This is a genomic window from Ensifer sp. ZNC0028 (assembly GCF_000799055.1).
Lineage (GTDB): Bacteria > Pseudomonadota > Alphaproteobacteria > Rhizobiales > Rhizobiaceae > Ensifer.
Genome location: NZ_JTLA01000030.1, coordinates 21,431 through 45,687, shown reverse-complemented (window position 1 = coordinate 45,687; position 24,257 = coordinate 21,431). Strand labels below are relative to the sequence as shown.

At 63.4% G+C, this 24,257-nt stretch carries 21 protein-coding genes; 9 read left to right on the top strand and 12 right to left on the bottom strand.

Annotated features, from left to right (window positions below):
* The first annotated feature begins 129 nt into the window (after positions 1–129).
* Positions 130–531: a VOC family protein gene (locus L981_RS07235; RefSeq protein WP_043613387.1), complete on the top strand. Its 402-nt coding sequence runs from the start codon at positions 130–132 to the stop codon at positions 529–531.
* A 107-nt stretch (positions 532–638) separates the two neighbouring features.
* Here L981_RS07235 and L981_RS07230 read toward each other — a convergent pair whose 3' ends face one another.
* Together L981_RS07230 and L981_RS07225 are read right to left on the bottom strand one after the other, a co-directional pair.
* Positions 639–2,000, bottom strand: coding sequence for a sigma-54 dependent transcriptional regulator (locus L981_RS07230; protein WP_043613385.1), 1,362 nt, complete (start codon positions 1,998–2,000; stop codon positions 639–641).
* Positions 1,997–3,823, bottom strand: a complete 1,827-nt coding sequence (locus L981_RS07225) for a sensor histidine kinase (protein WP_043613383.1) — start codon at positions 3,821–3,823, stop codon at positions 1,997–1,999. Before L981_RS07225 ends, L981_RS07230 begins: the two co-directional genes overlap by 4 nt.
* Positions 3,824–4,057: 234 nt before the next feature.
* Here L981_RS07225 and L981_RS07220 point away from each other — a divergent pair, with 234 nt between their 5' ends.
* A complete protein-coding gene (locus L981_RS07220) occupies positions 4,058–4,987 on the top strand; it encodes a VOC family protein (RefSeq protein WP_043613381.1) in 930 nt (309 codons plus the stop codon).
* A 161-nt stretch (positions 4,988–5,148) separates the two neighbouring features.
* Positions 5,149–5,751, top strand: coding sequence for an alpha/beta hydrolase (locus L981_RS07215; protein WP_043613379.1), 603 nt, complete (start codon positions 5,149–5,151; stop codon positions 5,749–5,751).
* Here L981_RS07215 and L981_RS07210 read toward each other — a convergent pair whose 3' ends face one another.
* The 8 genes from L981_RS07210 to L981_RS07175 form a co-directional block, all read right to left on the bottom strand.
* Positions 5,752–6,864 carry an ABC transporter permease gene (locus tag L981_RS07210; RefSeq protein WP_043613376.1) on the bottom strand — a complete coding sequence of 371 codons (1,113 nt, stop codon included), beginning with the start codon at positions 6,862–6,864 and terminating at the stop codon, positions 5,752–5,754.
* Position 6,865: 1 nt separating this feature from the next.
* Positions 6,866–8,014 (bottom strand): ABC transporter permease, encoded by a 1,149-nt coding sequence (locus tag L981_RS07205; RefSeq protein ID WP_043613374.1) that lies wholly within the window; start codon positions 8,012–8,014, stop codon positions 6,866–6,868.
* On the bottom strand, positions 8,011–9,741 hold the full coding sequence (locus L981_RS07200; protein WP_043613371.1) for an ATP-binding cassette domain-containing protein: 1,731 nt from the start codon (positions 9,739–9,741) through the stop codon (positions 8,011–8,013). Before L981_RS07200 ends, L981_RS07205 begins: the two co-directional genes overlap by 4 nt.
* Positions 9,738–10,745 carry a secretion protein HlyD gene (hlyD, locus tag L981_RS07195; protein WP_043613369.1) on the bottom strand — a complete coding sequence of 336 codons (1,008 nt, stop codon included), beginning with the start codon at positions 10,743–10,745 and terminating at the stop codon, positions 9,738–9,740. The genes L981_RS07200 and hlyD overlap by 4 nt, the downstream gene beginning before the upstream one ends.
* Complete coding sequence (locus tag L981_RS07190) at positions 10,742–11,443, bottom strand: CerR family C-terminal domain-containing protein (RefSeq protein WP_043613367.1); 702 nt, start codon at positions 11,441–11,443, stop codon at positions 10,742–10,744. The genes hlyD and L981_RS07190 overlap by 4 nt, the downstream gene beginning before the upstream one ends.
* Before the next feature lie 180 nt (positions 11,444–11,623).
* Positions 11,624–12,790: an HPP family protein gene (locus L981_RS07185; protein ID WP_043613366.1), complete on the bottom strand. Its 1,167-nt coding sequence runs from the start codon at positions 12,788–12,790 to the stop codon at positions 11,624–11,626.
* Positions 12,791–12,958: 168 nt separating this feature from the next.
* Positions 12,959–14,317: a HAMP domain-containing sensor histidine kinase gene (locus L981_RS07180; RefSeq protein WP_043613364.1), complete on the bottom strand. Its 1,359-nt coding sequence runs from the start codon at positions 14,315–14,317 to the stop codon at positions 12,959–12,961.
* Complete coding sequence (locus L981_RS07175; protein WP_043613363.1) at positions 14,314–14,988, bottom strand: response regulator transcription factor; 675 nt, start codon at positions 14,986–14,988, stop codon at positions 14,314–14,316. Before L981_RS07175 ends, L981_RS07180 begins: the two co-directional genes overlap by 4 nt.
* A 271-nt stretch (positions 14,989–15,259) precedes the next feature.
* Here L981_RS07175 and L981_RS07170 point away from each other — a divergent pair, with 271 nt between their 5' ends.
* The 4 genes from L981_RS07170 to L981_RS07150 all read left to right on the top strand — a co-directional run bounded on the left by L981_RS07170 (position 15,260) and on the right by L981_RS07150 (position 19,160).
* Positions 15,260–16,972, top strand: coding sequence for a phosphoethanolamine transferase (locus tag L981_RS07170; RefSeq protein WP_043613360.1), 1,713 nt, complete (start codon positions 15,260–15,262; stop codon positions 16,970–16,972).
* Between the two features lie 142 nt (positions 16,973–17,114).
* Positions 17,115–17,486 (top strand): hypothetical protein, encoded by a 372-nt coding sequence (locus tag L981_RS07165; protein WP_043613358.1) that lies wholly within the window; start codon positions 17,115–17,117, stop codon positions 17,484–17,486.
* Between the two features lie 215 nt (positions 17,487–17,701).
* Positions 17,702–18,373 carry a metallophosphoesterase family protein gene (locus L981_RS07155; protein WP_043613354.1) on the top strand — a complete coding sequence of 224 codons (672 nt, stop codon included), beginning with the start codon at positions 17,702–17,704 and terminating at the stop codon, positions 18,371–18,373.
* Positions 18,374–18,485: 112 nt separating this feature from the next.
* Entirely contained in the window at positions 18,486–19,160 is a 675-nt protein-coding gene (locus L981_RS07150; protein ID WP_043613351.1) for an HAD family hydrolase, read from the top strand.
* 60 nt (positions 19,161–19,220) lie between these two features.
* Here the strand turns inward: L981_RS07150 and L981_RS07145 are convergent, their stop codons facing one another.
* Together L981_RS07145 and L981_RS07140 are read right to left on the bottom strand one after the other, a co-directional pair.
* Complete coding sequence (locus L981_RS07145) at positions 19,221–20,810, bottom strand: ABC transporter substrate-binding protein (protein ID WP_043613348.1); 1,590 nt, start codon at positions 20,808–20,810, stop codon at positions 19,221–19,223.
* A gap of 165 nt (positions 20,811–20,975) precedes the next feature.
* The gene (locus L981_RS07140; protein WP_043613592.1) at positions 20,976–21,662 is read right to left on the bottom strand and encodes a GntR family transcriptional regulator; all 687 of its coding nucleotides are present in this window, start codon (positions 21,660–21,662) and stop codon (positions 20,976–20,978) included.
* A 239-nt stretch (positions 21,663–21,901) separates the two neighbouring features.
* On the opposite strand from L981_RS07140, the gene L981_RS07135 reads away from it, so the two are divergent.
* Both L981_RS07135 and L981_RS07130 read left to right on the top strand, forming a co-directional pair.
* Complete coding sequence (locus L981_RS07135) at positions 21,902–22,933, top strand: amino acid ABC transporter substrate-binding protein (protein ID WP_052201644.1); 1,032 nt, start codon at positions 21,902–21,904, stop codon at positions 22,931–22,933.
* A 175-nt stretch (positions 22,934–23,108) separates the two neighbouring features.
* Positions 23,109–24,257: an amino acid ABC transporter permease gene (locus tag L981_RS07130; protein ID WP_052201652.1), complete on the top strand. Its 1,149-nt coding sequence runs from the start codon at positions 23,109–23,111 to the stop codon at positions 24,255–24,257.

Sequence of the window (24,257 nt, the reverse complement as noted above, 5' to 3'; positions counted from 1 at the left end):
CGTTTGCGCACTGCGCCCTTGCCTTTGCGACTTGCCGTATGCGCCATGATCGGAGGTCGCTTCCAGGGCGTTCACATTGCCGGGTGGTCGCCGTTATAGAACAGATCAGCGTTAGGGAGAAACCGGCCGATGCTCCACCATATCGAGATCTATGTGTCGAACCTCGATGCCTCCCATGCGTTCTGGACAGCGCTTCTGGCGCAGGTCGGGTACGAGGAAAGCGGTCGTTGGAATGACGGCTTCTCGCTCGCCCATGGCAACGATGCCTACCTGACTTTCGTTCAGGTCGCCGAGAAGCATGCCCTTCGCGACTATCACCGCTGCGGGGTCGGCCTCAATCATCTGGCATTTCGCGTGAAGGATCGGGAAACGGTCGACAGGCTGCGGGAATATTGCCAGGAAAACGGCATCTCCTGCCTTTATGACGAGCGCTACCCATTCGCAAACGGTGGGAGCGACTATTACGCCCTGTTCATCGAAGACCCGGATCGCATCAAGGTGGAATTCGTCGCGACTGCCGACGCAGAATAGCGCGGCGGTTTCGGTGCGCGGGCGTTACCGCTCGCCGCATCGGGCCGATGCACCGATCCGACCGGCGAGGCGCCGGTCAAGGGCGTAGCGTTAGGCGCTCGACCGGGTCAATGCTCGCCGTCCGCAGAGAAGTCGGCGGCGACCAGTTTCTTGTCGAGCCCGAACTTCTGCATCTTCTCGTAGAGGGTCTTGCGCGAGATGCCGAGGGTCTCGTAGACCGGCTTCAGCGCGCCGCCATGGGCGGCGATGGCGCTGGCGATGAGACCCTTTTCATAGGCTGCCACCTTGTCGGCAAGACGGTTGCCGTTCTCCGATCGTGCGCTGTCGTCGGGGGCCGCATCGAGCCCGAGCACCAGCCGCTCGGCCGCATTGCGAAGCTCGCGCACATTGCCCGGCCAGTCGCGCTCGGCGATTTCGGCCAGCATCGACTGGGAAATTTCCACCTCATCCCGGCCGTAACGTGCAGCCGACTCCCTGACCAATTGCAGAAAGAGCAGCGGAATGTCGGCGCGTCGTTGCGCAAGCGAGGGCACGCGGAGCGTTGCGACGTTGAGGCGATAGAGGAGGTCCGCCCGGAAGCGTCCGGCTGCCACTTCCTTCTCAAGATCGACCTTGCTGGTGGCGATGAAGCGCACGTCGAGCGGCACCTGCTCGTTCGACCCGAGCCGGGTGATGACGCGTTCCTGCAGCACGCGCAGAAACTTTGCCTGCAGATCGAAGGGCATCGAGCCGATCTCGTCGAGCAGGATCGTGCCGCCGCGACCATGTTCGAACTTGCCGTAGCGCGGACGGATGGCGCCCGGGAAGGCGCCGGGCTCATGGCCGAAGAGTTCGCTTTCGATCAGGTTTTCCGGCAATGCGGCGCAGTTGATGGCGATGAACGGGCTGTTGGCGCGGGTGCTGAGGTCATGCAGCGTCCGGGCCAGCACCTCCTTGCCGACGCCGGTGTCGCCGATAATCAAGGTATCGGCATCGGCCGCGCCCAGTGCGCGGATACGGTAGCGCAGGTCGACCATGACCTGGCTTCGCCCGGGCAGTCGTTGCTCGATGTCGTCGCGCTTGCCGGCCACCGCCTTCAGCCGCCGGTTCTCGAGAACGAGCGCGCGCCAGTCCAGCGCCCGGCGGATCGTGCCGGCGAGCATCTGCGCTGCAAAGGGCTTCTCGACAAAATCATAGGCGCCTTCGCGCATGGCGCGAACGGCAAGCTGCACATCGCCATGGCCAGTGATGAGAATGACCGGCACTTCCGCATCGATCTCGCGGATGCGCTGCAGGAGCGTCATGCCGTCCATGCCCGGCATTCGGATATCGCTGATGACGACGCCCGGAAAGCTGTAGCTGATGAATTCGAGCGCGTGTTCGGCGGCCGAAAAGGCGTCGACGCGGAAACCGGCGAGTTCCAGCGCCTGGGCGCTCGAATGGCGCACATCCTCTTCGTCGTCGACGAGCAGGATCCGGCTCTCGATCATTCGGCGGCCTCCCGGGCATTGCTGTTTTCGGCAGCGAGTTCGATGCGGAACTCGGCGCCGCCGCCCGCAGGGTTGGTGGCGATAAGGCTTCCGCCGAAATCCTTGATAATGTTATAGGAAATCGAAAGGCCAAGGCCCAGCCCCTTGCCGACGCCCTTTGTGGAAAAGAACGGATCGAAGATGCGCTCGGCAATCGCCGGGGCAATCCCCGGTCCCGGGTCGCTGACGGTCAGCACGACTTTGCCATCTTCCTGTCGCGCCCGCAGGCGGATGGTGCGGTCATCGAGCCCTTCGACGGCATCGGCGGCATTGGAAATGATGTTGACGAGCACCTGCTGCAGGCGCACCGAGCCGGCGCGAACGACGAGCGGTTCGTCGCCGAGATCGATATCGATGCTTGCCGCCGCCGCCTTCAGCCGAACCGAGACGATCTCCATCGTATCGCGCACCACGTCCTCGACAAGAACGGGCCCGAGTTTCTCGTTCGGCTTGCGGGCGAAGTTGCGCAGGTGCTTGCTGATCGCCGCCATGCGGTCGACGAGCCCGGAGATGCGGCGGATATTATCGGTCGCCTCGTCAGACCGGCCTCGTTCGATCAGCAGCGCGGCGCTGTCGGCATAGGTCTTGGCGGCGGCAAGCGGCTGGTTGAATTCGTGTGAAAGGGCGGCCGACATCTGCCCGAGCCCTGCCAGTTTTCCGGCCTGGATCAGGTCGGCCTGCGTGCGGCGCAGCTGCTTCTCCGTCAGCCGCCGTTCGGCGATCTCTTCCTCGATCTGGGCGTTGACGCGGGCGAGGTCGGCGGTGCGTTCGTCGACGCGGCGCTCCAGCTCGGCCTGCGCTTCCGCCTGCATCGACAGGCGCTCGTTGAGCCGTGCCCGTCGCTGAAAAATGATGGCGACGCCGAGGCCGGCAAGGCAAAGCAGAAGCAGGGCGGCGATGACAGTCGTCAGCGCCTGTGTTCGCACCGACGCCGTATCGACCAGCACGTTTACGGTCCAGTCGGCGTCGGGCATCCGCTGCGAAAGCATCAGGTATTCGCGGCTCGAGTTTCCGGCCGATACGGTGAGGAAGTGACGATCGGAGGAGACGCGCTCCACGACGGGAAGGGCGTGCACGGTGGCGTCGGCGTAGCGCCTGGAGGCCTCGGTTCGTGCCAGCCGGTCCGATGTCAGCGGCAGGACCGACGCGTAGCGCCACTCCGGATCGCCGGACATGAAGATGATGCCTTCCGGGTCGGAGACGAAAATCTTGTACTCGCCGCCCTGCCAGGAAGCCTCGATGCGCTCGACATCGACCTTGAACACCATGACGCCGCGGATCTCGTTTCCGACCCGGATCGGGGAGCCGAAAAAGTAGCCGCGCTTCAGCGATGTGGTCCCGAGCGCATAGAACCGCGATTGCTGCCCGCGAAGCGCTTCCTGGAAATACGGCCTGTAGCTGAAATTCTGCCCGACGAAGCTCGTCGGCCCGTCATAGTTGCTGGCGGCGATGGTGTTGCCATCCGGCGTGATCACGTAGATGTCCGAGGACTGCAGCAGGCCGTTGATGTCCTTGAGGTAGCTGTCGACGGCCTCCCTTAGCCGCCGGTCGCGTGGGCGGGTGACGAGTTCGCGGACGTCGTCATGATCTGCAATCAGCGCCGGCAGCGCCTGGTATCGGTTGAGGTGGCCGTCGAGCGCGGTGACGGCGAGGCGCAGCGCCGTCGTCGCCTGGGCGCTTGCCTCGCGCAAATAGCTGTCGGTCGTGACCGCATAGCCTTTCCATGCCAGCATCGCTGCAAGCAGCGGCAACAGCAGGAACGCCAGGACCAAGCGATGTTTCACAGATATACGCGCCCCTCCTCGCGTTGCCGCGGCATATGCCGACGATCGATCTTAAGCATCGTGGCGAGGGCTCACAAGTCGCCTCCGGAATTCGTGTCTGTTGACGAGTTCCGGGCGTCGTCAATGTCGTGTTGACAATGCGTTTGGTTGCGGCCGTCTTTCGCTGAGGAGCGGATAGGCGCATCTAAGACCCAACGGAGCGCCCGATGGCGCCGGAGAGAAAGGATCACGGCAATGCTCAATCAGATCAAGGGTCTGCATCACGTCACCTCGATGGCCGACGATGCGCGCGAGAACAACCTGTTCTTCACCAGGTCGCTCGGCCTGCGTCGGGTCAAGAAGACGGTCAACTTCGACTCGCCCGATGTCTATCACCTTTATTACGGCGACGAAGCCGGCACGCCTGGCACGGTCATGACCTATTTCCCATTCCCGCAGATGCCGCGCGGCCGCGCCGGTACCGGCGAAGTCGGAACCACCGTCTTCTCTGTACCTGAAGGCTCGCTCGGGTTCTGGAAGGAGCGGCTGGCGACGCTGGGGGTCACCGGTCTCAAGGATGAGGAAACCTTTGGTGAAAAGCGCCTGAATTTTGCCGGTCCTGATGGCGACGGCTTCGCACTCGTCGAGGTCAAGGACGACGGGCGGGCGCCCTGGACGGAAGGCGGCATTTCGGCGGACCATGCAATCCGCGGGTTCCATTCGGCAGCACTGCGCCTGCGTGACGAAGGTGCGACGGCGGAACTTCTGAAGTTCATGGGCTACGAAGAACTCGATCGCAAGGATGGTGTCACCCGTCTGATCGTGCCCGGCGGCAACGATGCCCGCGTCATCGACCTCGAAACAATGCCGAATATCGGCCGCGCCTCGCAAGGGGCAGGCTCGGTGCACCACATCGCCTTTGCTGTCGAGAACCGCGAAAAGCAGCTCGAGGTGCGCAAGGCGCTGATGGACACAGGCTATCAGGTGACGCCGGTCATCGACCGCGATTACTTCTGGGCGATCTATTTCCGCACGCCGGGCGGCGTGCTGTTCGAGATCGCGACCAACGAGCCGGGCTTCGACCGGGACGAGGACCGCGCCCATCTCGGCGAGGCGCTGAAGCTGCCGCAGCAGCACAAGCACCTGCGCCCGATCCTCGAAAGTCGCCTGCAGAAGATCGACTAGGACACCGAGACAGCGAAGGCTCGCCGCTACGGCGAGCCTTCGCTACCCGACCTTGCACAGATCGGTTCACAGTTTCGTCGAAACCGTGAAGCCAACGCTTTGAAATCAGGCAGGTACGCACGAGGCTTTGACCCGCCGGAAGCTTGCCCCAGGAGACAAAAATGGTAGATCATGGCTATGTTCACAAGCTGAAGGCCGGAAAGCCCGGCCAGCCGATATTCTTCGTGTTCCACGGGACCGGCGGTGACGAGAACCAGTTCTTCACCTTCGCATCCGAGCTTCTGCCCGACGCGACGATCGTTTCGCCGCGCGGCGACGTTTCGGAATATGGCGCCGCTCGTTTCTTCAAGCGCACCGGCGAGGGTGTCTACGATATGGCCGACCTTGCCCGCGCCACCGAGAAGATGACGGGCCTCGTCAAGGCGCTGGCTGCGGAGCATCAGGCTTCACAGGTGATAGGCCTTGGTTATTCCAATGGCGCGAACATCCTTGCCAACGTGCTGATCGAAGGCGGTGTTTTCGACAAGGCGGTGCTGATGCATCCCTTGATCCCGTTCCGCCCGAAGGACAATGCGGCGCTGAAGGGGCGTCGCGTCCTGATTACCGCCGGCGAGCGTGACCCGATCTGCCCGGCGCCGCTGACCCAGGCACTCGCGGACTACTTCCAGGGACAGGGTGCCGCAACCGAGACCGAGTGGCATTCGGGCGGGCACGACATCCGCCAGAATGAGATTGCGGCGATCGCGCGCTTCCTGAAGGACTGATCACTCCAGCCGGCGACGGAAAAGCCAGGAGGCGGCCGAGAGGGTGACGATGGCGATCAGAAACAGCGGGATCGTCTGTCGCGCCACCTCGACCGCCGGAATGTCCTTGAGGAACACGCCCTTCACGATCACGAGGAAGTAGCGCAGCGGATTGACATAGGTGATCGGCTGCAGCCAGGACGGCATGTTCTCGATCGGCGTGGCAAACCCCGAAAGCAGCATCGCCGGCACCATGAACAAGAAGGCGCCGAGGATCGCCTGCTGCTGCGTCATCGACAGGGCCGAAATGAACAGGCCAAGACCGACGACGGAGGCGAGGTAAAACACCGCGCTGCCATAGAGCAACAGCAGCGAGCCGCGCAGCGGCACCCCGAAGATGAAGACGGCCGCCAGAATATAGATGGTGATGTGGAAGAGCCCGATCATCATCGGCGGGATCAGCTTGCCGATCAGGATCTCATGGGTTCGAAGCGGCGACACCATGAGTTGGTCGAAGGTCCCCAACTCGCGTTCGCGCGCGATCGACAGCGCGGTCACGATCAGGCCGATCAACAGCGCGATGCTGGCGACCAGGTTCGGAACCATGAACCACTGATAGGTAAGGTTCGGATTGAACCAGTTGCGGGCAACGACGGTGACCGCCCCCGATGCCATGCGCTTGCCGGCGGGTGTCTCGGCGGCAAGCGCGCCGACGATGCGGCCGAGATAGCCGGAGACGATCTGCGACGCATTGGAGCGGCGGCCGTCGAGGATGACCTGCACCTCCGCCGGCCGGCCGGCCTCGATATCGCGCGAGAAGGTGGGCCCGATTTCGATCGCCGCAATGACCTTCTGGGTGTCGATCGCCAGGCGCACCTCCTGCGGACTGTCGGTGAAGCGGATGCTTCGGAAGGTCGGCGAGCCGTCGATCCCCTCGATCAGATCCTGGCTCCAGTGGCCGTTGTCGCGGTTCAGCACCAGCACGTCGACATTGGTGACCTCGAGCGTCGCGGCGTAGGAAAACACCAGAAGCTGCAGGATCGGCGGCACGATCAGCACGGTGCGCCCCTTGGGGTCGCGCAGCACCGCCAGCAATTCCTTGACGATCAGGGCTTTCAGTCTGGTCCACCACATCTCAGCCGATCCTCTTGCGGGTGCTGCGAGCAGCGAGCGCAAAGAACACGCTGCCGATCAGGAGCATGGCGGCAATGGACTTGCCGAACATCGGCCAGATATCACCGGCCAGAAACACCGTCTGCAGGCTCGGGATCAGATAGCGCGCCGGCACGATGAAGGTGATCCACTGGATGACCGTCGGCATCGAATTGATCTCGAAGAGAAAACCCGAGAGCAGGAAGGCCGGAAGAAACGCCGAAATCAACGCGAGCTGCGAGGCGAGGAACTGGTTCTTCGTCGCCGCGGAAATCAGCAGGCCCTGACCGAGCGCCGGCATCAGAAACGTCGCCGACAGTGCATAGAGCGCTGCGACAGAGCCGCGAAAGGGGACACCGAAGAGGAAGACGGCAAGCAGTACGCAGAGCGTCATCGAGGTGAGCCCGAGAATAAAATAGGGGAGCAGCTTGCCGGCAAGGAGCTCGGCTGCCGAAACCGGCGTTGCCATCATCGCCTCCATCGTTCCGCGCTCCCATTCGCGCGCAACGACGAGGGAGGTGAGCAGCGTCCCGACCAGCGTCATGACGATGGCGATCGAGCCCGGCACCAGGAAGTTCCGGCTGGTGAGCTCCGGATTGAACCAGAAGCGCTGCTCGGCGGAAATCGCCGGCGGCCGGCCGGCGCCATCGCTCAGCCGCTGGCGCTCCCAGTTGGCAACTGTCGCCTGCGCATAGTTCTGGACGAAGTTCGCGGTGTTGGGATCGGAGCCATCGACGAGCACTTGCACATTCGGGTGCCGGCCGGCGGCGTAGTGCGCCATGAACCCTGCGGGAATCACGATAATGCCGCGCACGCGGCCGAGCACCAGATCCTCCTCGAAATCACGCCGATCGCGCCCGACCGTTACAAGGAAGTAGCGTGACGCCTGGAAACCGGCGGCGAGATCGCGGGTCAACGGCGCTTCTTCCTCGACGACGAGGCCGATCCGGGTCTGCGTCGTGTCGAGCGAAACGCCGTAGCCGAAGAGAAACAGGAGGATCAGCGGCAGCACGAAGGCGATCAGGATACTGCTCGGGTCGCGAACGATCTGATAGCTTTCCTTGCGCACCAGCGCGGCAAAGCGTCTGGCTCTCGTGGCGCGGCCCTCGGTCGTTGTGGCGCGCGCGCTCATGCGGCCTCCTTCTCCTCCGAGCCCTGGACCAGGGCGATGAAGGCATCCTCCATCGTCGGGTCCGGAAACTCGGGGCTGGCGACCTGCGCCTTCAACTCGTCCGGAGAACCCAGCGCGATCGACCGGCCGCGATAAATCAGCGAAATGCGGTCGCAGTACTCGGCCTCGTCCATGAAGTGGGTGGTGACGAGGACGGTCACGCCTTTCTCGACGAGGCCGTTGATATGGGTCCAGAACTCCCGCCGGGTGATGGGATCGACGCCGGAGGTCGGTTCGTCGAGAAACAGCGCTTCCGGTTCGTGCAGAACGGCGCAGGCGAGTGCCAGCCGCTGCTTGAGGCCGAGCGGCAGATCTTTCGCCGACATGTCGAGCAGGCGGGCGAAGCCGAAGATTTCCGTCATCAGCTGGATGCGTTCGCGTTTGCGCGCGCCGGATAGGCCGTAGACGCCGGCAAAGAAGCTCAGGTTCTGGCCGACGCTCAAATCGCCGTAGAGCGAGAATTTCTGCGCCATGTAGCCGAGCCGGTTGCGCGCCTCGGCGGCATCGCGGCGCAGATCGAAACCGGCGACGCGGCCTTCGCCGGCGGTTGGCTTCAACAGCCCGCACAGCATCTTGAAGGTCGTGGACTTGCCGGCGCCGTTCGGACCCAAGAGCCCGAAGATCTGGCCGCGTGGTATGTCGAAGGTGATTGCGTCGGCGGCAGTGAAATCGCCGAAGCGCTTCGTCAGTCCGCGCGCTTCGATGACCGGGCGCCCGTTGTCGGTCGGGAAGGGCGTCTGGGTTTCCGCGAGCTTCGAGCGGCCGCCGGGGCCGCCGCCGAGCATGTCGATGAAGGCATCCTCGAAACGTGGCGTGGTGGTTGCCACGCCCGCTGCTGCGGAATGTTCGTCCGGGGCCGGCGGCTTGGTCCCGGGCTTCATGACCAGACGGATCGCTTCGCCCTGGATGACGCCGTCGACGACATCGTCGCCGTCGAGATAGCTTGCGAGCTTCTGGCGCCGCCCATGCGTAATGCCGGAAACCTTGAAGACGCGATCGGCGACCCTGGCGGTCAGCTCGTCGGGACTGCCCGTGAACAGGAGCTTGCCCTCGTTCAGGAGCAGAACGCTGTCGCAGGCTTCCGCCTCGTCCAGATAGGCCGTCGACCAGACGACGCCGATGCCTTCCTTCGTCAGGTTCTCGACCATCTTCCAGAGATCGCGGCGCGAGATCGGGTCGACGCCGACGCCCGGTTCGTCGAGCAGGAGCAGCCTCGGCTTGCGCAGCAGGGCGCAGGCAAGGCCAAGCTTCTGCTTCATGCCGCCGGAGAGCTTGCCGGCAAGGCGCGTGGTGAAGCGCTTGAGGTCGGTGAATTCGAGCAGTTCGTCGAAGGTTGCCGCACGCTCGCCAAGCGGCAGGCCGCGCAGGTCGGCGTAGAGATTGAGGTTTTCCTGAACGGAAAGGTCCTCATAGAGGCCGAAGCGCTGTGGCATGTAGCCGATGGCCGCCTGGATATCGGCGGCATTCGTCACCGTATCGAACCCGAGAACCTCGACCTTGCCTTCGTCCGGCACCATCAGCCCGGTCATCAGCCGGATCAGTGTGGTCTTTCCGGCACCGTCAGGGCCGACGAGCCCGGTAATCCGCCCGCCGAGGATGTCGCCAGCGATATGGTCGAGCGCTGGCGGAGCATCGCCAAAACGCTTGACCACATCGGCGATGCGAACGAACGGCGCCTCGTCACTCATTGCGCCGCTCCAGCCTTCTCCGGCAGATGCACGGTCACCGGCATGCCCTGCCGCAGATCGGCCCCCGGCTTGTCGACCACGATGCGCAGGCGGTAGACGAGATCGGTGCGCAGTTCCGGTGTCTCCACCGACTTGGGCGTGAATTCGGCGACCGGCGAGATGAAGCCGACCGTCGCATTGTAGCGGTGATCCGGAGCACTGTCGGAGGTAACCTCGACGGCCATGCCGGGATGCACGCGGCCAAGGTCCGGTTCCGCCACATAGGCGCGAACCCAGACAGGCTCGTTCAGCGAAACGACGTAGACGGTGTCGGAGGGCGCGACGATGGCGCCGGCTTCACGCACCCGCGACAGGACCGTGCCGGCGTTCGGCGCAAACAGCTGGGTATCGGCAAGCGAGGTGCGGGCGCTTTCGAGCTTGGCTTCGGCGGCAAGCACCTGCGCCTGGGCCGCTTCGATATCCTCGATCCGGCTTCCCTCTTCGATGAGCGCCAGAGCCTCGCGGGCGGAAGTGGCGCGCGCTGCGGCCGCAGCCCTGTTGGCGCTCGCCTCGTCGAGATTGGCCTGGGAGATGGTGCCGTTCGGGCGCAATTGCCGGGCACGCTCATAGGCGAGATCGGCGTTTTCGAGATCGGCCAGGCGCTCCTCATGGGTGGCGCGCGCCTGGGCGATTTCGGTCGGGCGTGCGCCCGCCCTCAGTTTTGCAAGGTTGGCTCTGAGCGCGCCGAGATCGGCCTGCGCCGCGGCGACCGCCTGCTCGAACGGAACAGCGTCCAGCGTCGCCAGAACGTCTCCGGGCTTGACCGTGTCGCCCTCGTCGACGCCAAGGCTTGCGATGCGGCCGCTGACGCGGAAGCCAAGCGAAACCTGTCGGATGTCGACGTTGCCGTAGAGCACCGAGGTCTGCTCCTTGCCGATCCAGCCGAGCCGCTCGGGAACGTCGATCCACCAGGCGCCGGCCGCGGCGCCGGCGATCAGGATCAGCGCTATTGCTGGCTTGTTCATGACCGGTCCTCCCGCTTGCTTTCAATGGCCGCGACCAGTTCGGCGGCATGCCGGCGCAAGAGGTCGAGCTCGTCGGGGCCGACCGCCTGCCATTTCATTTGCCGAAGCACGGCTGCGTGGGCCATGCGGAAGACGAGGATGCTGCCGACGAAGGACAGGGTTTTCAGCCGGACCTGTTCCGATTGTGGAGTCTCGCCAAGGATGGTGGCAACCAGTCGGCCGGCCATGCCGATCATCGGGCCCATGACATTGGCATAGACGCGCTCGAAGGCTTCCGTCGGCTCCATCTGCTCACGAATGATGAAGCGCGCCCAGCTTTCGGACTGACGGCTGACGAAGAGGGCGACCATGTGCTGCGCCAACTGCCTGAGCATGTCTCGGGCTTCGTGGGCTTCCAGCGGCTGGCCCTGGTTGTCGAGATGGGCAAGGCGGGCAAGAACCGCGTTTCGAAGGTCCGCGACGTGGTCGATGATGATCGAGGCAAGGTGCTCGGCAGCTGCGATATAGAGGCCTTCCTTGCCGCCGAAATAGTAGGGGATCGCCTGGAGGTTCACGCCGGCCGTTTCGGCGAGCATGCGGGTGGTGGCGCCGTCAAAGCCATAGCGGCCGAAGACGTCGATGGAACTGGTCAGCAGTTTCTCGCGGGTGGCATCTCCGCGGTCCTGCTTCGTCGGGCGGGGCGAGGTCTCTTTTTTCATGACATACTGAAATTACATCATTCCATTGATTAAGTCAATCGAATGAATTTTGTTGGCAAATGAAGACGTGCCTTGGGTCGATAGGGCAGTATTGCCGAAGGCATGTCGTGCAAAGTCGCCCAGCCGGCTCGCGTCACCGGCCGCTGTGCTGGCGAAGGATTTTCAGGCCGGCCTTGCTGCTTAAGCGACGTCGCGCTCTTCACCCCGTTCGAGGCGGCGTTGGAAGAGGGCGGCGATGAGGTCCGATTGGGTCACAACGCCGAGCAGCCGGTTGTCCGGATCGACCACCGGCATATGGTGCAGCCCCATGTCGGACATCGGCGGCACGAGTTTGGCGATCATGGTTTCCGGCAAGGCCGATTGAACCTTGCGGGTCATGATGTCGGACACGAGCCGCGGCGTTTTCGGGCCGAAACCGATGACGTTTCCGAGCCGCTGGCGGATGCCGCCCTGCGGCGTGACCATCGCGTGCTTCATGAAATCGGTTTGCGTGACGATGCCGACAAGTCCGTCCTTTTCGGTCACGACCGGCAGCGCCTTGATGTGATGCTTGATCAGGGTCTGCCAGGCCTGCCGCAGGGTCGTCTCCGGCGTGGCCGTCGCGACGTCGCGCGACATGATCTCGGCGCAGGTGATTTCGCCGGAGCGGCGGTTGAAGGCGCGGATCTGCGCCTGATGGATCAGCGCGTCGAGCTCTTCCGGGCTGACGTCGACCACTTCGCCATATTGGGCGAGGACGGCCTGCAGGTCTTCGGGAACGATGCCGAGCCTGTGCGTCGGCGCGGGGTCGCTTGTTCCATGCAGCGTCGGCGCCTGCGCGAGATGTGGATAGCGACGGCCGGTCACGTTGTTGAACGCCAGCGCGATCAGGAGAATGACGACCGAATTGATGGCGACCGGCGAGAGGACGAACCAGTAGCCGGCCTCATGGATCGCCGGGCCACCGAGCACGGCAGTCAGCGCCACCGCCCCGCTCGGCGGATGAAGGCAGCCGAGCAGCAGCATGGTCGCGATGGCAAGGCCGACGGCGACTGCGGCAGCAATGACCGGATCCGGGATCAGCAACGCCGCAGTCACGCCGATCAGCGAGGAGACGGTGTTGCCGCCGACGATCGACCAGGGCTGGGCGAGCGGGCTTGCCGGAGCGGCAAAGAGAAGCACGGCTGAGGCGCCCATCGGTGCGATCAACAGCGGCAGGCTGGCGCCGGCGCCCAGCGCATAGGTGCTGATCAAGCCGGTAAGCAGGATGCCAAGAAGCGCGCCCAAAGACGCACGCAGGCGCTCCAGATGGCTGATCGGAACGAGCGAGGGAACGAAACGCTTGATGTAGGCGCGGGCCTTCGACATGGAGCCTCTCGGGAGGGGAGGTGCAAACTTGCGCAGCGCAATAGCACATGGCGCATCGTTGGGCATGAAATCCGCATCCAAAAACCGGCGCTGGATTGAAATATATGCATCGCGCCTAAAAAATGTGCGCTGCACACGCGGGCGCGCGCCGTCCTTTCGCCGGGCGCGTTAGCCCGACACGGCGGCGGAAAAATCGATCGAGAACCGCGTGCCGCGGCCGGGCGTGGTATCGACAGCGACGGTTGCCTGGTGCAACTCGCTGATGCGCCTAACGATCTTCAGGCCGAGGCCGAGCTGGCCGGAGCTCTTCACAAAGCCGAGGTCTTCGTTGTGTTCCGGCAGGTCGATCATCCCCTTGCCGTCATCCTCGACGGAGACGACCGGGCCGGGGCCGCAGGTCAGGACGATGCGGGTTCCCGGTGGGTTATGCTTGACGGCATTCTCGATGAGGTTGCGCAGCATGTTTTCGACCAACGCCGGGATGGCGGTGACCGTCGGCGTGCCTTCGTCTACGAACTCGAGGGACTTGTCGTGGTCGAAGACAAAAGGTGCGATGGCCTCCGCAACTGCGGCGCCGATTTGAGACAGGCTGGTGCGCTGGTAGGCGGAAGGATCGACGGCGTCGGCGCGCGCGAGCGAGGTCAACTGCTCCAGGATATGGGTAAGCGCGTCGAGATCGCGCTCCGCGTTGCGCGCCCGCGGGTCGTCGATGCGGCTCAGCTCCATCTTGGCGATCGACACCGGGGTGCGGATTTCGTGGGCGATCGATGAGGAGAACAGCTTCTGCGACTGGATGAGATCGGCAACGCGGGCCAGCATCCGGTTGACGGCGGTGACGAGAGGGGCGATCTCCTGCGGCATTCGTGTCAGCGGCAGGCGCGCATTGCCGTCGCGGGGGTCGAGGGCATCGGCGGCCTGGGCGGCCATGGCGACCGGCCGCAGGGCGCCGCGGACAGACCAGATGGTCGCGCCGACCACCAGGCAGAACATCAGCGTCATCGGCACGATCATCGAATCGAACATCTCGTGCAGCAGGGCGCCGTACATGAAACCGTTCGGGTCGTTGAGGATCGCGAGCTCGACAAGGACGACCAGGCCGCCCCGTTCGAAGGTCTGACCGCCGGCAACGCTGAAGGGTTTGCCCGGCGCGATCAGGCGTTTCCAGAATTGGGGCGCGTCGACATTGAGCGGCAGGAAGTGCTGAGCACATTCGGCCGTGCAGTTTGAATGGATCATCTCTCCGGACGCGGTGCGGATGCGTAGGAAAATTGCGCCGTTATCGTCCGATCGGTCGAGATAGCGTTCGCGTGCGTCGCGATCGGGCTCGTAATGCGCCACGCCGTCGCGCACATGGACATACTCGATCAGCTTTTCGGTTTCCTGCTGCAGCATGAGCACGCTGAGTTTGTCGTCGTCGAACCAGTAGTCCGCGAAGACGACGCCGATCTGGATCGCCATGGCCAGCAGCGAGAAGGCAACGATGCGGCGGGAGACGATACCGATCAGCGAAGGGTTTCGGCGCCTCATGGGGCTTGCCTGAGGAGATAGCCGATGCCGCGGACCGTCTCGATCTGCACGCCGGTTTCGAGCGGCTGCAGACGCTTGCGCACCCTTGAAACCGCCAGTTCCAGGGCATTGGGCGTGACTTCCTGGCCATATTCAGAAAGGGCCGTTTCCAGCTTTCGCTTCGGCACGACACGGCCGACCTCGCGCATCAGGATCTCGATCAGCGACCGCTCGCGCGGCGGTAACGGCACCACCGTGCCGTCGCAGGTGAGATTGGCGGTCGCCGGGTCGTAGCGCAACGTTCCGGCTTCGAGCACCGGCTGTACGGCCTGAGGGTTGCGCCGGAGCATGGCGCGGCAGCGCGACAGCAGTTCCCGGTGGTGGAACGGCTTGACGAGATAGTCGTCGGCCCCGGCGTCGAGCCCGGCAATGCGCTCGTCGACGGAGCCCTTGGCCGTGATGATCAGCACCGGCAATCCGGGATATTCCTGGCGGACACGTCGAAGCAGCGACAGCCCGTCGCCATCGGGCAGCCCGAGGTCGAGTAGCACCAGGTCGTGCTCGCGCGCAGCGATCGCCGTTTCGGCGTCGGCGACGCTTGAGACCGCATCGAGGCGCCAGCCCGCATCCCGCATGGTTTCACCGACCAGTTCAACCAGTCGCGGACTGTCTTCGACCAGGAGCAGGCGCATTGATTCGTCTCGATATTACTGGGGCCAGTACCGACCATATGGACTTTCGCCGGGGCTGCCAACTGCCTGCGCGATACCTACCAGCGCGCGCATAGGCCGGACAAAGAGCAATCTTGACGGGGTTTGGACAGCTTGTCCGTCGTATCTCAACAGCTGAGGGGGAGGCTGCAACCTAGCAGGTGGCCGCCACGCGGTCTCCATCTCGATTGAATGGCCGTGACTGCAACGTCCCTCCCAGACGCTCTTGCAGTCGCCGCAGGAGAGTACAGTTTTGAGATTTTCAGGTATTCGCCGCCCCGAAATCGGCAGTATTTCGCTGAGCGCCCTCGTCAGCGCCTATCTTCTGCTTGCCACCAACAATTCCTTCTGGAAACACACGGTCGCCTATTTCGACGATTCCGTCACGGCGCTTCTGTCCTTCAGCGCCGCTCTGTGTTTGCTGACCCTCGCAGGCCTGACACTCGCCTCCGTCAAGTATGTGATGAAGCCGGTGATGATCTTCCTGATCATGGTGTCGGCGGCCGCCTCCTACTTCATCGACACCTTCGGCGTCATCATCGACAAGGACATGATCGGCAACGCGGCGGTAACGACGCAGGCCGAAGCCAGCCATATCTTGACCGGCAGTCTGGCGACGCACCTGCTGCTCTACGGGGTGCTCCCGTCGCTGGTGGTGATCTGGTTCAAGCTGCGCTACCGGCCCTTCCTGTCCAATGCCGCGATCAACCTGGCAGTGATCATCCCCTGCCTGCTCGTCAGCGGTGGGCTGGTCTACGCGAACTTTGCAAACGTCGCCTACGTGATCCGCGAACACAAGGATCTGATGAAGCGGTTCAATCCGACGGGGCCGGTCTCGGCGGCGGTCCGCTACGCATCCTCGACCTACAAGGAACGCAACATCGTCGTGCAGCCGCTCGGCACAGACGCGCGCCAGGGTGCGCGGATTGCCGCGGCCGGCAAGCCGGTGGTCGTCGTCGTCGTGGCCGGTGAAACGGCGCGCGCGATGAACTTCTCGCTGAACGGCTACGGCCGTGAGACCAATCCGGAACTGAAAGCGCTTGGCGTCGTCAACTACACCGACACCACGAGCTGCGGCACGGCGACGGCAACGTCGCTGCCCTGCATGTTCTCCGTCTACCCGCGCGACGAGTACAGCGACTGGAAGGCGCGCTCGACGGAAAACCTCATGAACGTGCTGACGCGCGCCGGTGTTTCGACCACCTGGTGGGACAACAACACCGGCAGCAAGGGCATCGCCGACCTCATCAATTTCGCCAGCATGACCGACCAGAAGAACAGCCCGCTCTGCAAGAACGGCGAGTGCCTGGACGAGATCTTCCTCGGTGAACTCGACAAGAAGCTTTCGGCGACGAAGAAGAACAGTGTGATCGTTCTCCATCAGCTCGGCAGCCATGGACCGTCCTACTATCTGCGCTACCCTGAGAAGTTCCGGCGCTTCACGCCCGATTGCCGCACGCCCGAACTTATGAAGTGCTCGGTTGAAGAAATCACGAACGCCTATGACAACACGATCCTCTACACCGACCATGTGGTGGCGAGTGTCGCCCGGTTGCTGGAAAAGCATCAGGACCAGATCGCGGGCGCGATGATCTACATGTCCGATCACGGCGAGTCGCTCGGCGAGAACGGCATCTATCTGCACGGGGCGCCCTATTCCATCGCACCGCGCGAACAGACGCAGGTACCGTTCGTCGCCTGGTTCTCGAAGCCTTACCAGGCGGCAATGGGTGTCGACACGGCGTGCCTCGCCAAGGATACGGCGCAGCCGAAATCCCACGACAACCTGTTTCATACCGTGCTTGGTATGATGAATGTCGAGACCAAGATCTACAAACAGGGCCTCGATGCCTTTGCGAGCTGCACGAAGAAGCCGGGCGGCGGGGCGGCGTTCCAGGCCGCGGATACGACCAACGACTTGCCGGCAAGCCCCATGCGTTCCTCAAGGTTTCCAGGCGCCCTTTAGCGGCCCGTAATTTTGCCCGCGGTCGGAACAAAACCTCGCCTCGACGCTTCTTTGAAAAGACACCCGATTTTCGTTCCCGCGACGGCCGAGACCGTCAACACGGCCTCGGCCCTTCGGGACTGCCCAAGGAAGGAGAGGTTCGATGCACATCGTCGGCCTGCAGGTCACTGCCGAAAGAGCTGGTCGCTCAGGCTTCACCGTCGAATTCATAGGCGACGGCGAGGAGGTGGTGACAGTGATGTGTCCCCAGGACAAGGCTGGATCCCTCAACCGGTTGAACGCGATTGCGAAGGCCAAGGAAATTCTGCAGGCCGCCATTGCTGCCGACGAAGCGGTCGCGGGTTCTAGCGGCCAAGCAGGGATGCGCCGCGGAACTTTGCCAAACGCGCGCCAAGCGCATGACCGCGATGCGATGGAAGAACAACTCGACGAGGGGCTCGAGGATACCTTCCCGGCAAGCGATCCGGTGTCGATTGCCAGTTCGACCATCGCCAAGGGCCATTCCCGACGCTGACATCAGCATCTCAGTGACGTAGCTGCCACCTCCTGGTCACTTCGCCGGAGGTTTCCGCCCTCACGATCCGCATTCCCAATTGTCGCACGCGTCCGCATCGCGGCCGAGGCATCTTGCATCCTTTCGGCAAAAGGCATGTTATAGCGCCTTGATCTGGCGATGTTTTCGGCCTCGACACGGCCGTCGCCCGCTATCGGAATTTGGAGAGTGAATGCATGGCCGTCCGGCATCTGACGTTCGCCGTCGGCGATATTCACGGCTGCCTCGATCAGCTGCGCGCGCTGCTGGATGAAATCGAAGATTATGCGCCGACGGGCCGGGTGATCTTTCTCGGGGACCTGATCGACCGGGGGCCGGACAGCCGCGCTGTCATCGAGCTGATCATGGCCGGCCCGAGCAAGCCCGGCTGGACCTGGCAGACCCTCAAGGGCAATCACGAGGAAATGCTTTGGGGCGCAAGCAGCGGCGAAAACGACGTCGACTGGTGGCTGGTCAATGGCGGTCGCGAGACGCTGATCTCCTACGACGGCACGGTTCCCGGCCGGCACCTGAAATGGATCAAGGAACTGCCCACGATCCTGGTCGAGCGCTTTCGCATCTTCGTGCATGCCGGCGTCGACGACACGCGGCCGCTGGAACAGCAGGACGACGGGGTCTTTCTCTGGATCCGGCCGCCCGAAGACTATTCCGGCGAATACTGGGGCCGGCATCTTTGTCATGGCCACACGCCGAGTACGGCCAATCCGCGAACGGTCGGAAACCGCACCAATGTCGATTCCGGCGCGGTGTTCAGCGGTATCCTCTCCTGCGCCATCTTCGACGACGATCAGCCGGGCGGACCGATCGATTTCCTGACGGCGAGCAAGGCCGCCTGGCGCGTCGAGTGAGCGGTAGCATCGTGGTGTAAATGGCATTGTGCGGGCGGCTCTGCGGTAGTAGGTGTGGCTTCTCCGCTGGGCGAAGCCTTTGCCGCCCGTCTCATCATCTCAGGGGATTGCCTTGGACGCCGCGCCTTCATCCGTTTTCACGAAGAATTTTGCTGCCCTCCTGTTCGATATGGATGGCACGTTGCTGAACTCCATGGCCGTGGTCGAGCGTGTCTGGGGTGCCTGGGCGGAGCGCAATGGTCTAGACCCGGTCGAGTTTACCAAGACCGTGCATGGCGTGCGCGCCGTCGATACGATCCGCAATCTCGAGCTGCCGGACATCGACCCGGAGAAGGAAGCCTATGACCTGGCTCTTGCGGAAATCGCCGACGTCGAAGGTATCGTCGAGATCCCCGGTGCGGTCGACTTCCTGAATTCCCTGCCGCCGGAACGGTGGGCGATCGTGACGTCCGCGCCGCTGGATCTCGCCGTGCGCCGTCTCACTGCTGCCGGCATTCCGACGCCGCGGCTGATGATCACCGGCGAGGATGTTTCCGTCGGCAAGCCCGATCCGCAGGGCTACCGGATGGCGGCCGAGCGGCTGGGCGTGCGTGCGGAGGATTGCCTGGTGTTCGAAGACGCGCCGGCCGGAATTCTGGCCGGGCTCGCAGCCGGCGCCGACGTCGTCGTCGTCACCGGCGCGCATGCCGCCGCCGAAGGCATGCCGCACATGACGCTTGCCCGCTACCACGACATCGCGGTGGAGCGCGCAACTGACGGCACGGTATCGTTGCGCCCGACCGCTTGAAATACCGTCGTTGAGGCCGGGAGGCCGCTTGCCGACCTCCCGTCATTTACGTCGCTGGCCTTAAGCGTTGAGCCAGCATTTCGTCAGTGCGTGCCCGCCCATCAGTTCGCCGTTCGGATCGTCGATCCAGCCGCCGACCTTGTCGTTGGTCGCGTCGATGTAGTTGTTGAACATCGGCACGATGACGCCGCCTTCGTCGCGCAGCATCATCGCCGCCTGACGGTAGAGCGCCTTGCGCTTGCCGTTGTCGAGTTCACCACGCGCAGTAAAGATCAGCTTGTCGAAATCGTCGCGGAAGAAGCGGGTGTCGTTCCACTCGGCCTTTGAGAGATAGGCGATCGAATAGACCTGGTCCTGCGTCGGCCGTCCGGTCCAGTAGGACATGCTGAAGGGCTGCTTGTTCCAGACGTCCGACCAGTAGCCGTCGCCCGGTTCGCGCTTGAGGTCAATGGTGATCCCGCATTTGGCGGCGCTCATCTGGAACAGTTGTGCTGCATCGACGGCGCCGGGGAAGGCGACATCGGAGGTGCGAAGCAGCACCGAGCCGCTGTGGCCGGATTTCTTGTAGTGGAACTTTGCCTTCTCTGGATCGAAGACGCGCTGCTCGATATCGTTGTCGAACAGCGGATAGCCCTTGATCATCGGCGTGTCGTTGCCGACCGTGCCGTAGCCGGCGAGGACCTTTGACACCATCTCCTCGCGATCGACGGCATATTTCAGTGCCAGGCGCAGGTCGTTGTTGTCGAAGGGCGCCGTGTTGCAATGGGCGATGAAGACATAGTGGCCCTTGCCGGGAACGTTGCGGATGACGACGCCCGGAAGGCGGCTGATCAGGGCGACGACCTTGGGCTCGATGCGGTTGATCATGTGGATCTGGCCGCTCTGGAGAGCCGCGGTGCGCGCGGTCGAATCGTTGATGACAGCGATTTCGATCTGATCGGCATGGCCGCGTTCTGCCGAACCCCAATAGCCTTCGTGCCGCTCGGCGATGTGTTTGACGCCGGGCTCGTTGGAGACGACCTTGTAGGGACCGGTGCCGATGCCCGCCGTCGGGTCGTCCTTGCCGCCGTTCGGCTGGATCATCAGGTGGTAATCGCTGACGATGTAGGGCAGGTCGGCATTCGGCGCGCGCAACGTGATGACGACGCTGTCGCCATCGACCTTGATCGTCTCGAAGTCCTGAACGAAGGGCAGGGCCGCAGACTTGGAGTCCGCGTCGCCATGACGCTCGAGCGTCGCCACCACGTCGGCCGGGGTCAGTTCCTTGCCGTTGTGGAAGGTCACGTCCTTGCGGATCTTGAAGCGCCAGGTCTTGGCGTCCGGCGTCGCCTCGTAGGCTTCCGCAAGCCGGTACTCGATCTCGCCCGTCGGCGAGACTTCGACAAGCTGTTCACCCCAGCAGCGCCCGAGCGTATAGGGAACCTGGCTTGCCCAGGTTGCCGGGTCCAGGCTGTTCGTCGATTCCCCGCCGACGAGGCCCGCCTTGAGTGTTCCACCCTTGACTGGCCCTGCGGCGCGGGCCGCCTGGCCAAGCAGCAGGTTCGCCGAGGCGGCGGTTATCCCGAGTGCTGCGGCGCGTCCGAGAAACTCCCGCCGCGACAGCCGGCCCGCGGCAACCTGCTTGCTCATGAATTCCAGTTCAATTGGCATGCCTTACTCCCTCCCTTGCAAGACCCACCCGGCGTAACCGGTAACGTTGCAGATATTGGAGGCAGATGCCGCGACTGGTGTGTTGCCGCGCGACAGATGGTGCCGCAGATCGGCGAAAGAAAGTCGTATCCGCGACCGCTTGCGCCGGAAACGGTGGGTGCAGCGTCAGCCCTTGCGGGCGTAGCGCTGCAGGATCGCGGAGATGTCCGGCTCGGTCTTGTCGGTGTCGAGTTCGGCGCGAAGCTCGACCGCGTCGAGGTGTTCGAGCATGATCCGCTCCGCCGTGGCGGTGTCGCGCGATTGCAGGGCACGGATGATCTGGACATGCTCGTCGACGGCGCATTCCGGCGAATGCAGCCGCGCGAACCGGGCGAGGATCAGCGAGCAGCGCGAGACAATCTCGCGGACGAAACGCGTCAGCGCCTGGGAACCCGTGAGTTCGGCAAGCAGGATGTGGAATTCGCCGGCCAATCGGATCGAAAGCGGTCCATGGTCGGAAAGTGCAGTTTCCTCCTGCTTCACATGCTGCTGCAGCCGCTTGACGCCGGCAGCGTCGAGATCGGCGACGAGCCGCCGGATCACCTCGGCTTCGAGCATGCGCCTCAGCGCGAAGATGTCGCGGGCTTCCTCCAATGTCGGCTCGGCCACGCAGGCGCCCTTGTTGGCGCGCAAATCGACGATGCCTTCCGCGTTGAGCCGGACCAGGGCCGCCCGGACGCTGGTGCGGCTGACCTTGAAATGGTCGGCGATCGTGTCTTCGGAAAGCTTCGTTCCGGGCCTCAGAGCCTGCTCCAGAATCGCCTGGCGCAAGAGCTTGTAGACCACTTCGCTGCGGCTAGATTTCTCAGACAAGGTTGCCTCCCTCAACGGGCCGATCGGAGACCGGCCGAACATGTCCCCTGTCTTCGATAACGTCCGTCCAAATGGTCGTCAATATTGTATACAATAATGTTGATGTTTGTATTCTCTTGTCGTATGCAATTGCAGGCGCCGACAAACAACGCGGCGCCGGCCGGCTCGGGAGGAGGCGTGCGGAGAGGACCGTGCGACCTGAGGAGGCCTGAAAGGGAACAGCCAATGGGAGGGAATTCATGAACAGCAGGATTCTGCAGCTCTGTGCGACGGTTGCCGGCATTGCCGTCGGACTGGTGGCCGCGACCACTGCCAACGCTGCGACGACGCTCGAAACCGTCAAGGCCCGCGGCAAGCTGATCTGCGGCGTCTCGATGAGCACGCCGGGCTTTGCGACGGCCGATGCCAAGGGGCACATGGAGGGCTTCGACGTCGACGTCTGCCGCGCCGTGGCGGCTGCCGTATTCGGCGACCCGGAAAAGGTCGACTTCGTCCTCACCAACATCAATACGCGCTTCCAGGCGCTTCAGTCCGGCGAGATCGACATGCTGTCGCGCCAGACGACCATGACCTTCTCGCGCGAAACCTCGCTCGGGCTCGATTTCGGTCCGACCGTCTTCTACGACGGCCAGGGTCTGATGGTGCCGAAGTCGCTCGGCGTCAGCAGCGCCAAGGAACTGACCGACGCGGCGATCTGCACGCTGCCGGGCACCACCACCGCCCAGAACCTCAGCGACTTCTTCCGTTCGATCGGCGGCAAGTTCGAACTGGTCGTCTTCGAAAGCCCGGACGAAAACCGCAATGCCTTCTTCTCCGGCCGTTGCGAGGCGATCTCGTCCGACCGTTCGGACCTTGCCTCGATCCGCGCCGTTGCCAACAACCCGGATGATTACGTCGTCCTGCCGGAAACCATCTCCAAGGAACCGCTGGCGCCCGCCGTTCGCCAGAACGATTCCAACTGGCGTGACATCGTCTCCTGGTCTGCCTGGATGCTGATGGCGGCCGAAGAGCGTGGGATCACCCAAGCCAATGTCGACGAGATGACCAAGAGCGAGGATCCGGAGATCCAGCGCATGCTCGGCGTCAGCGAAGAACTCGGCAAGATGCTGAACATCGACAACAAGTGGGGCTACAACATCATCAAGGGCGTCGGGAACTACGGCGAAGTGTTCGAGCGCAACCTCGGCACCAAGACCGCACTCGGCCTGACGCGTGGCCCGAACACGCGCTGGAGCGAAGGCGGACTGCTCTACGCACCGCCGTTCCGTTGAGAATTGACGGACCCGCGCGTTTCGCGCGGGTCCACGTCTCCACATGGTGCTCCCTAATCGGCCTGTGGAGAGTGCGCGCGGCATGCCGCCCGTACTATAAACGATGGAAATCGATCAGGTTCTGATCTTGGGTCGTGCCGGCCCGAGATCATTGTGCTCCAAGGGACGGGTGCCGATGCCCCTGTTTTATGATGCGCGCATTCGCGCCTATCTTTATCAAGTGATCGCCGTCGGCGTCGTGCTGCTCGTCGCCTGGGTGATGTTCAGCACCGCAAGCGCCAATCTTGCCAAGCAGGATATTGCGACTGGTTTCGGCTTCCTGGCCCGCCAGGCCGGATTTGTCATTACCGAATCCGCCATCACCTATGAGCCGACCGATACGATCGGTCGCGCGATCCTCGTCGGCATCGCCAACACCGTCAAGGTTTCGCTGCTCGCCGCCCTGTTCGGCACCGTTCTTGGGCTATTGGTCGGCATCGGGCGGCTGTCGCACAATCCTGTACTGTCGCGCCTGATGCTTGCCTATGTGGAAGCGCTGCGCAACGTGCCGCTGCTGCTTTACCTGCTGCTCTGGTACTCGCTGATCATTTCCGTCTTTCCGCCGGTCAAGCAGGCGATCGAGATGCTGCCCGGCGTCTTTCTCTCAAACAGCGGCCTGGTCACGCCGGCGTTGCACTGGCAGAGCGGATTAGCTTCGCTTGTCACGGCCTTTATTATCGGCGTCGCGGCCGCCTTCGCTACCGCGCGCGTCCTCGGTCGCCGCCGCATCGCAACCGGAAAGGAGCGGCCGATTGCCCTGTTCGCGGCGATCGCGTTTCTGCTGCCGCTCATGGCAACCGTCCTGTTCGCAGATATCTCGGTCACCTGGGACGTGCCGGAACTCGGCCGTTTCCGCCTGAGCGGCGGTTACCACCTGCGCCCTGAGTTCGTGGCGCTTCTGCTCGGCCTCACGCTCAGCGTGTCGGCCAATGTCGCGGAAATCGTTCGCGCCGGTATCCAGGCGGTCAGCAAGGGGCAGTGGGAGGCCGCGACGGCGCTTGGCCTGTCGCGAGCCCGCACGCTGAAGCTCGTGATCCTGCCGCAGGCGCTGCGCATCATCATTCCGCCGCTCACCAACACCTATCTGACCGTGTTCAAGAACAGCTCGCTCGCGATCGCTATCGGTTATCCGGATCTGGTGATGGTCTCGAACACGATTATGAACCAGACGGGCCAGGCGATTGAAGCCATTGCCATTTTCATGGGCGTCTATCTCGGTCTGTCGATCCTGATCTCGCTGGTGATGAACTGGTACAATGCGCGGGTCGCGCTGAGGGAGCGCTGA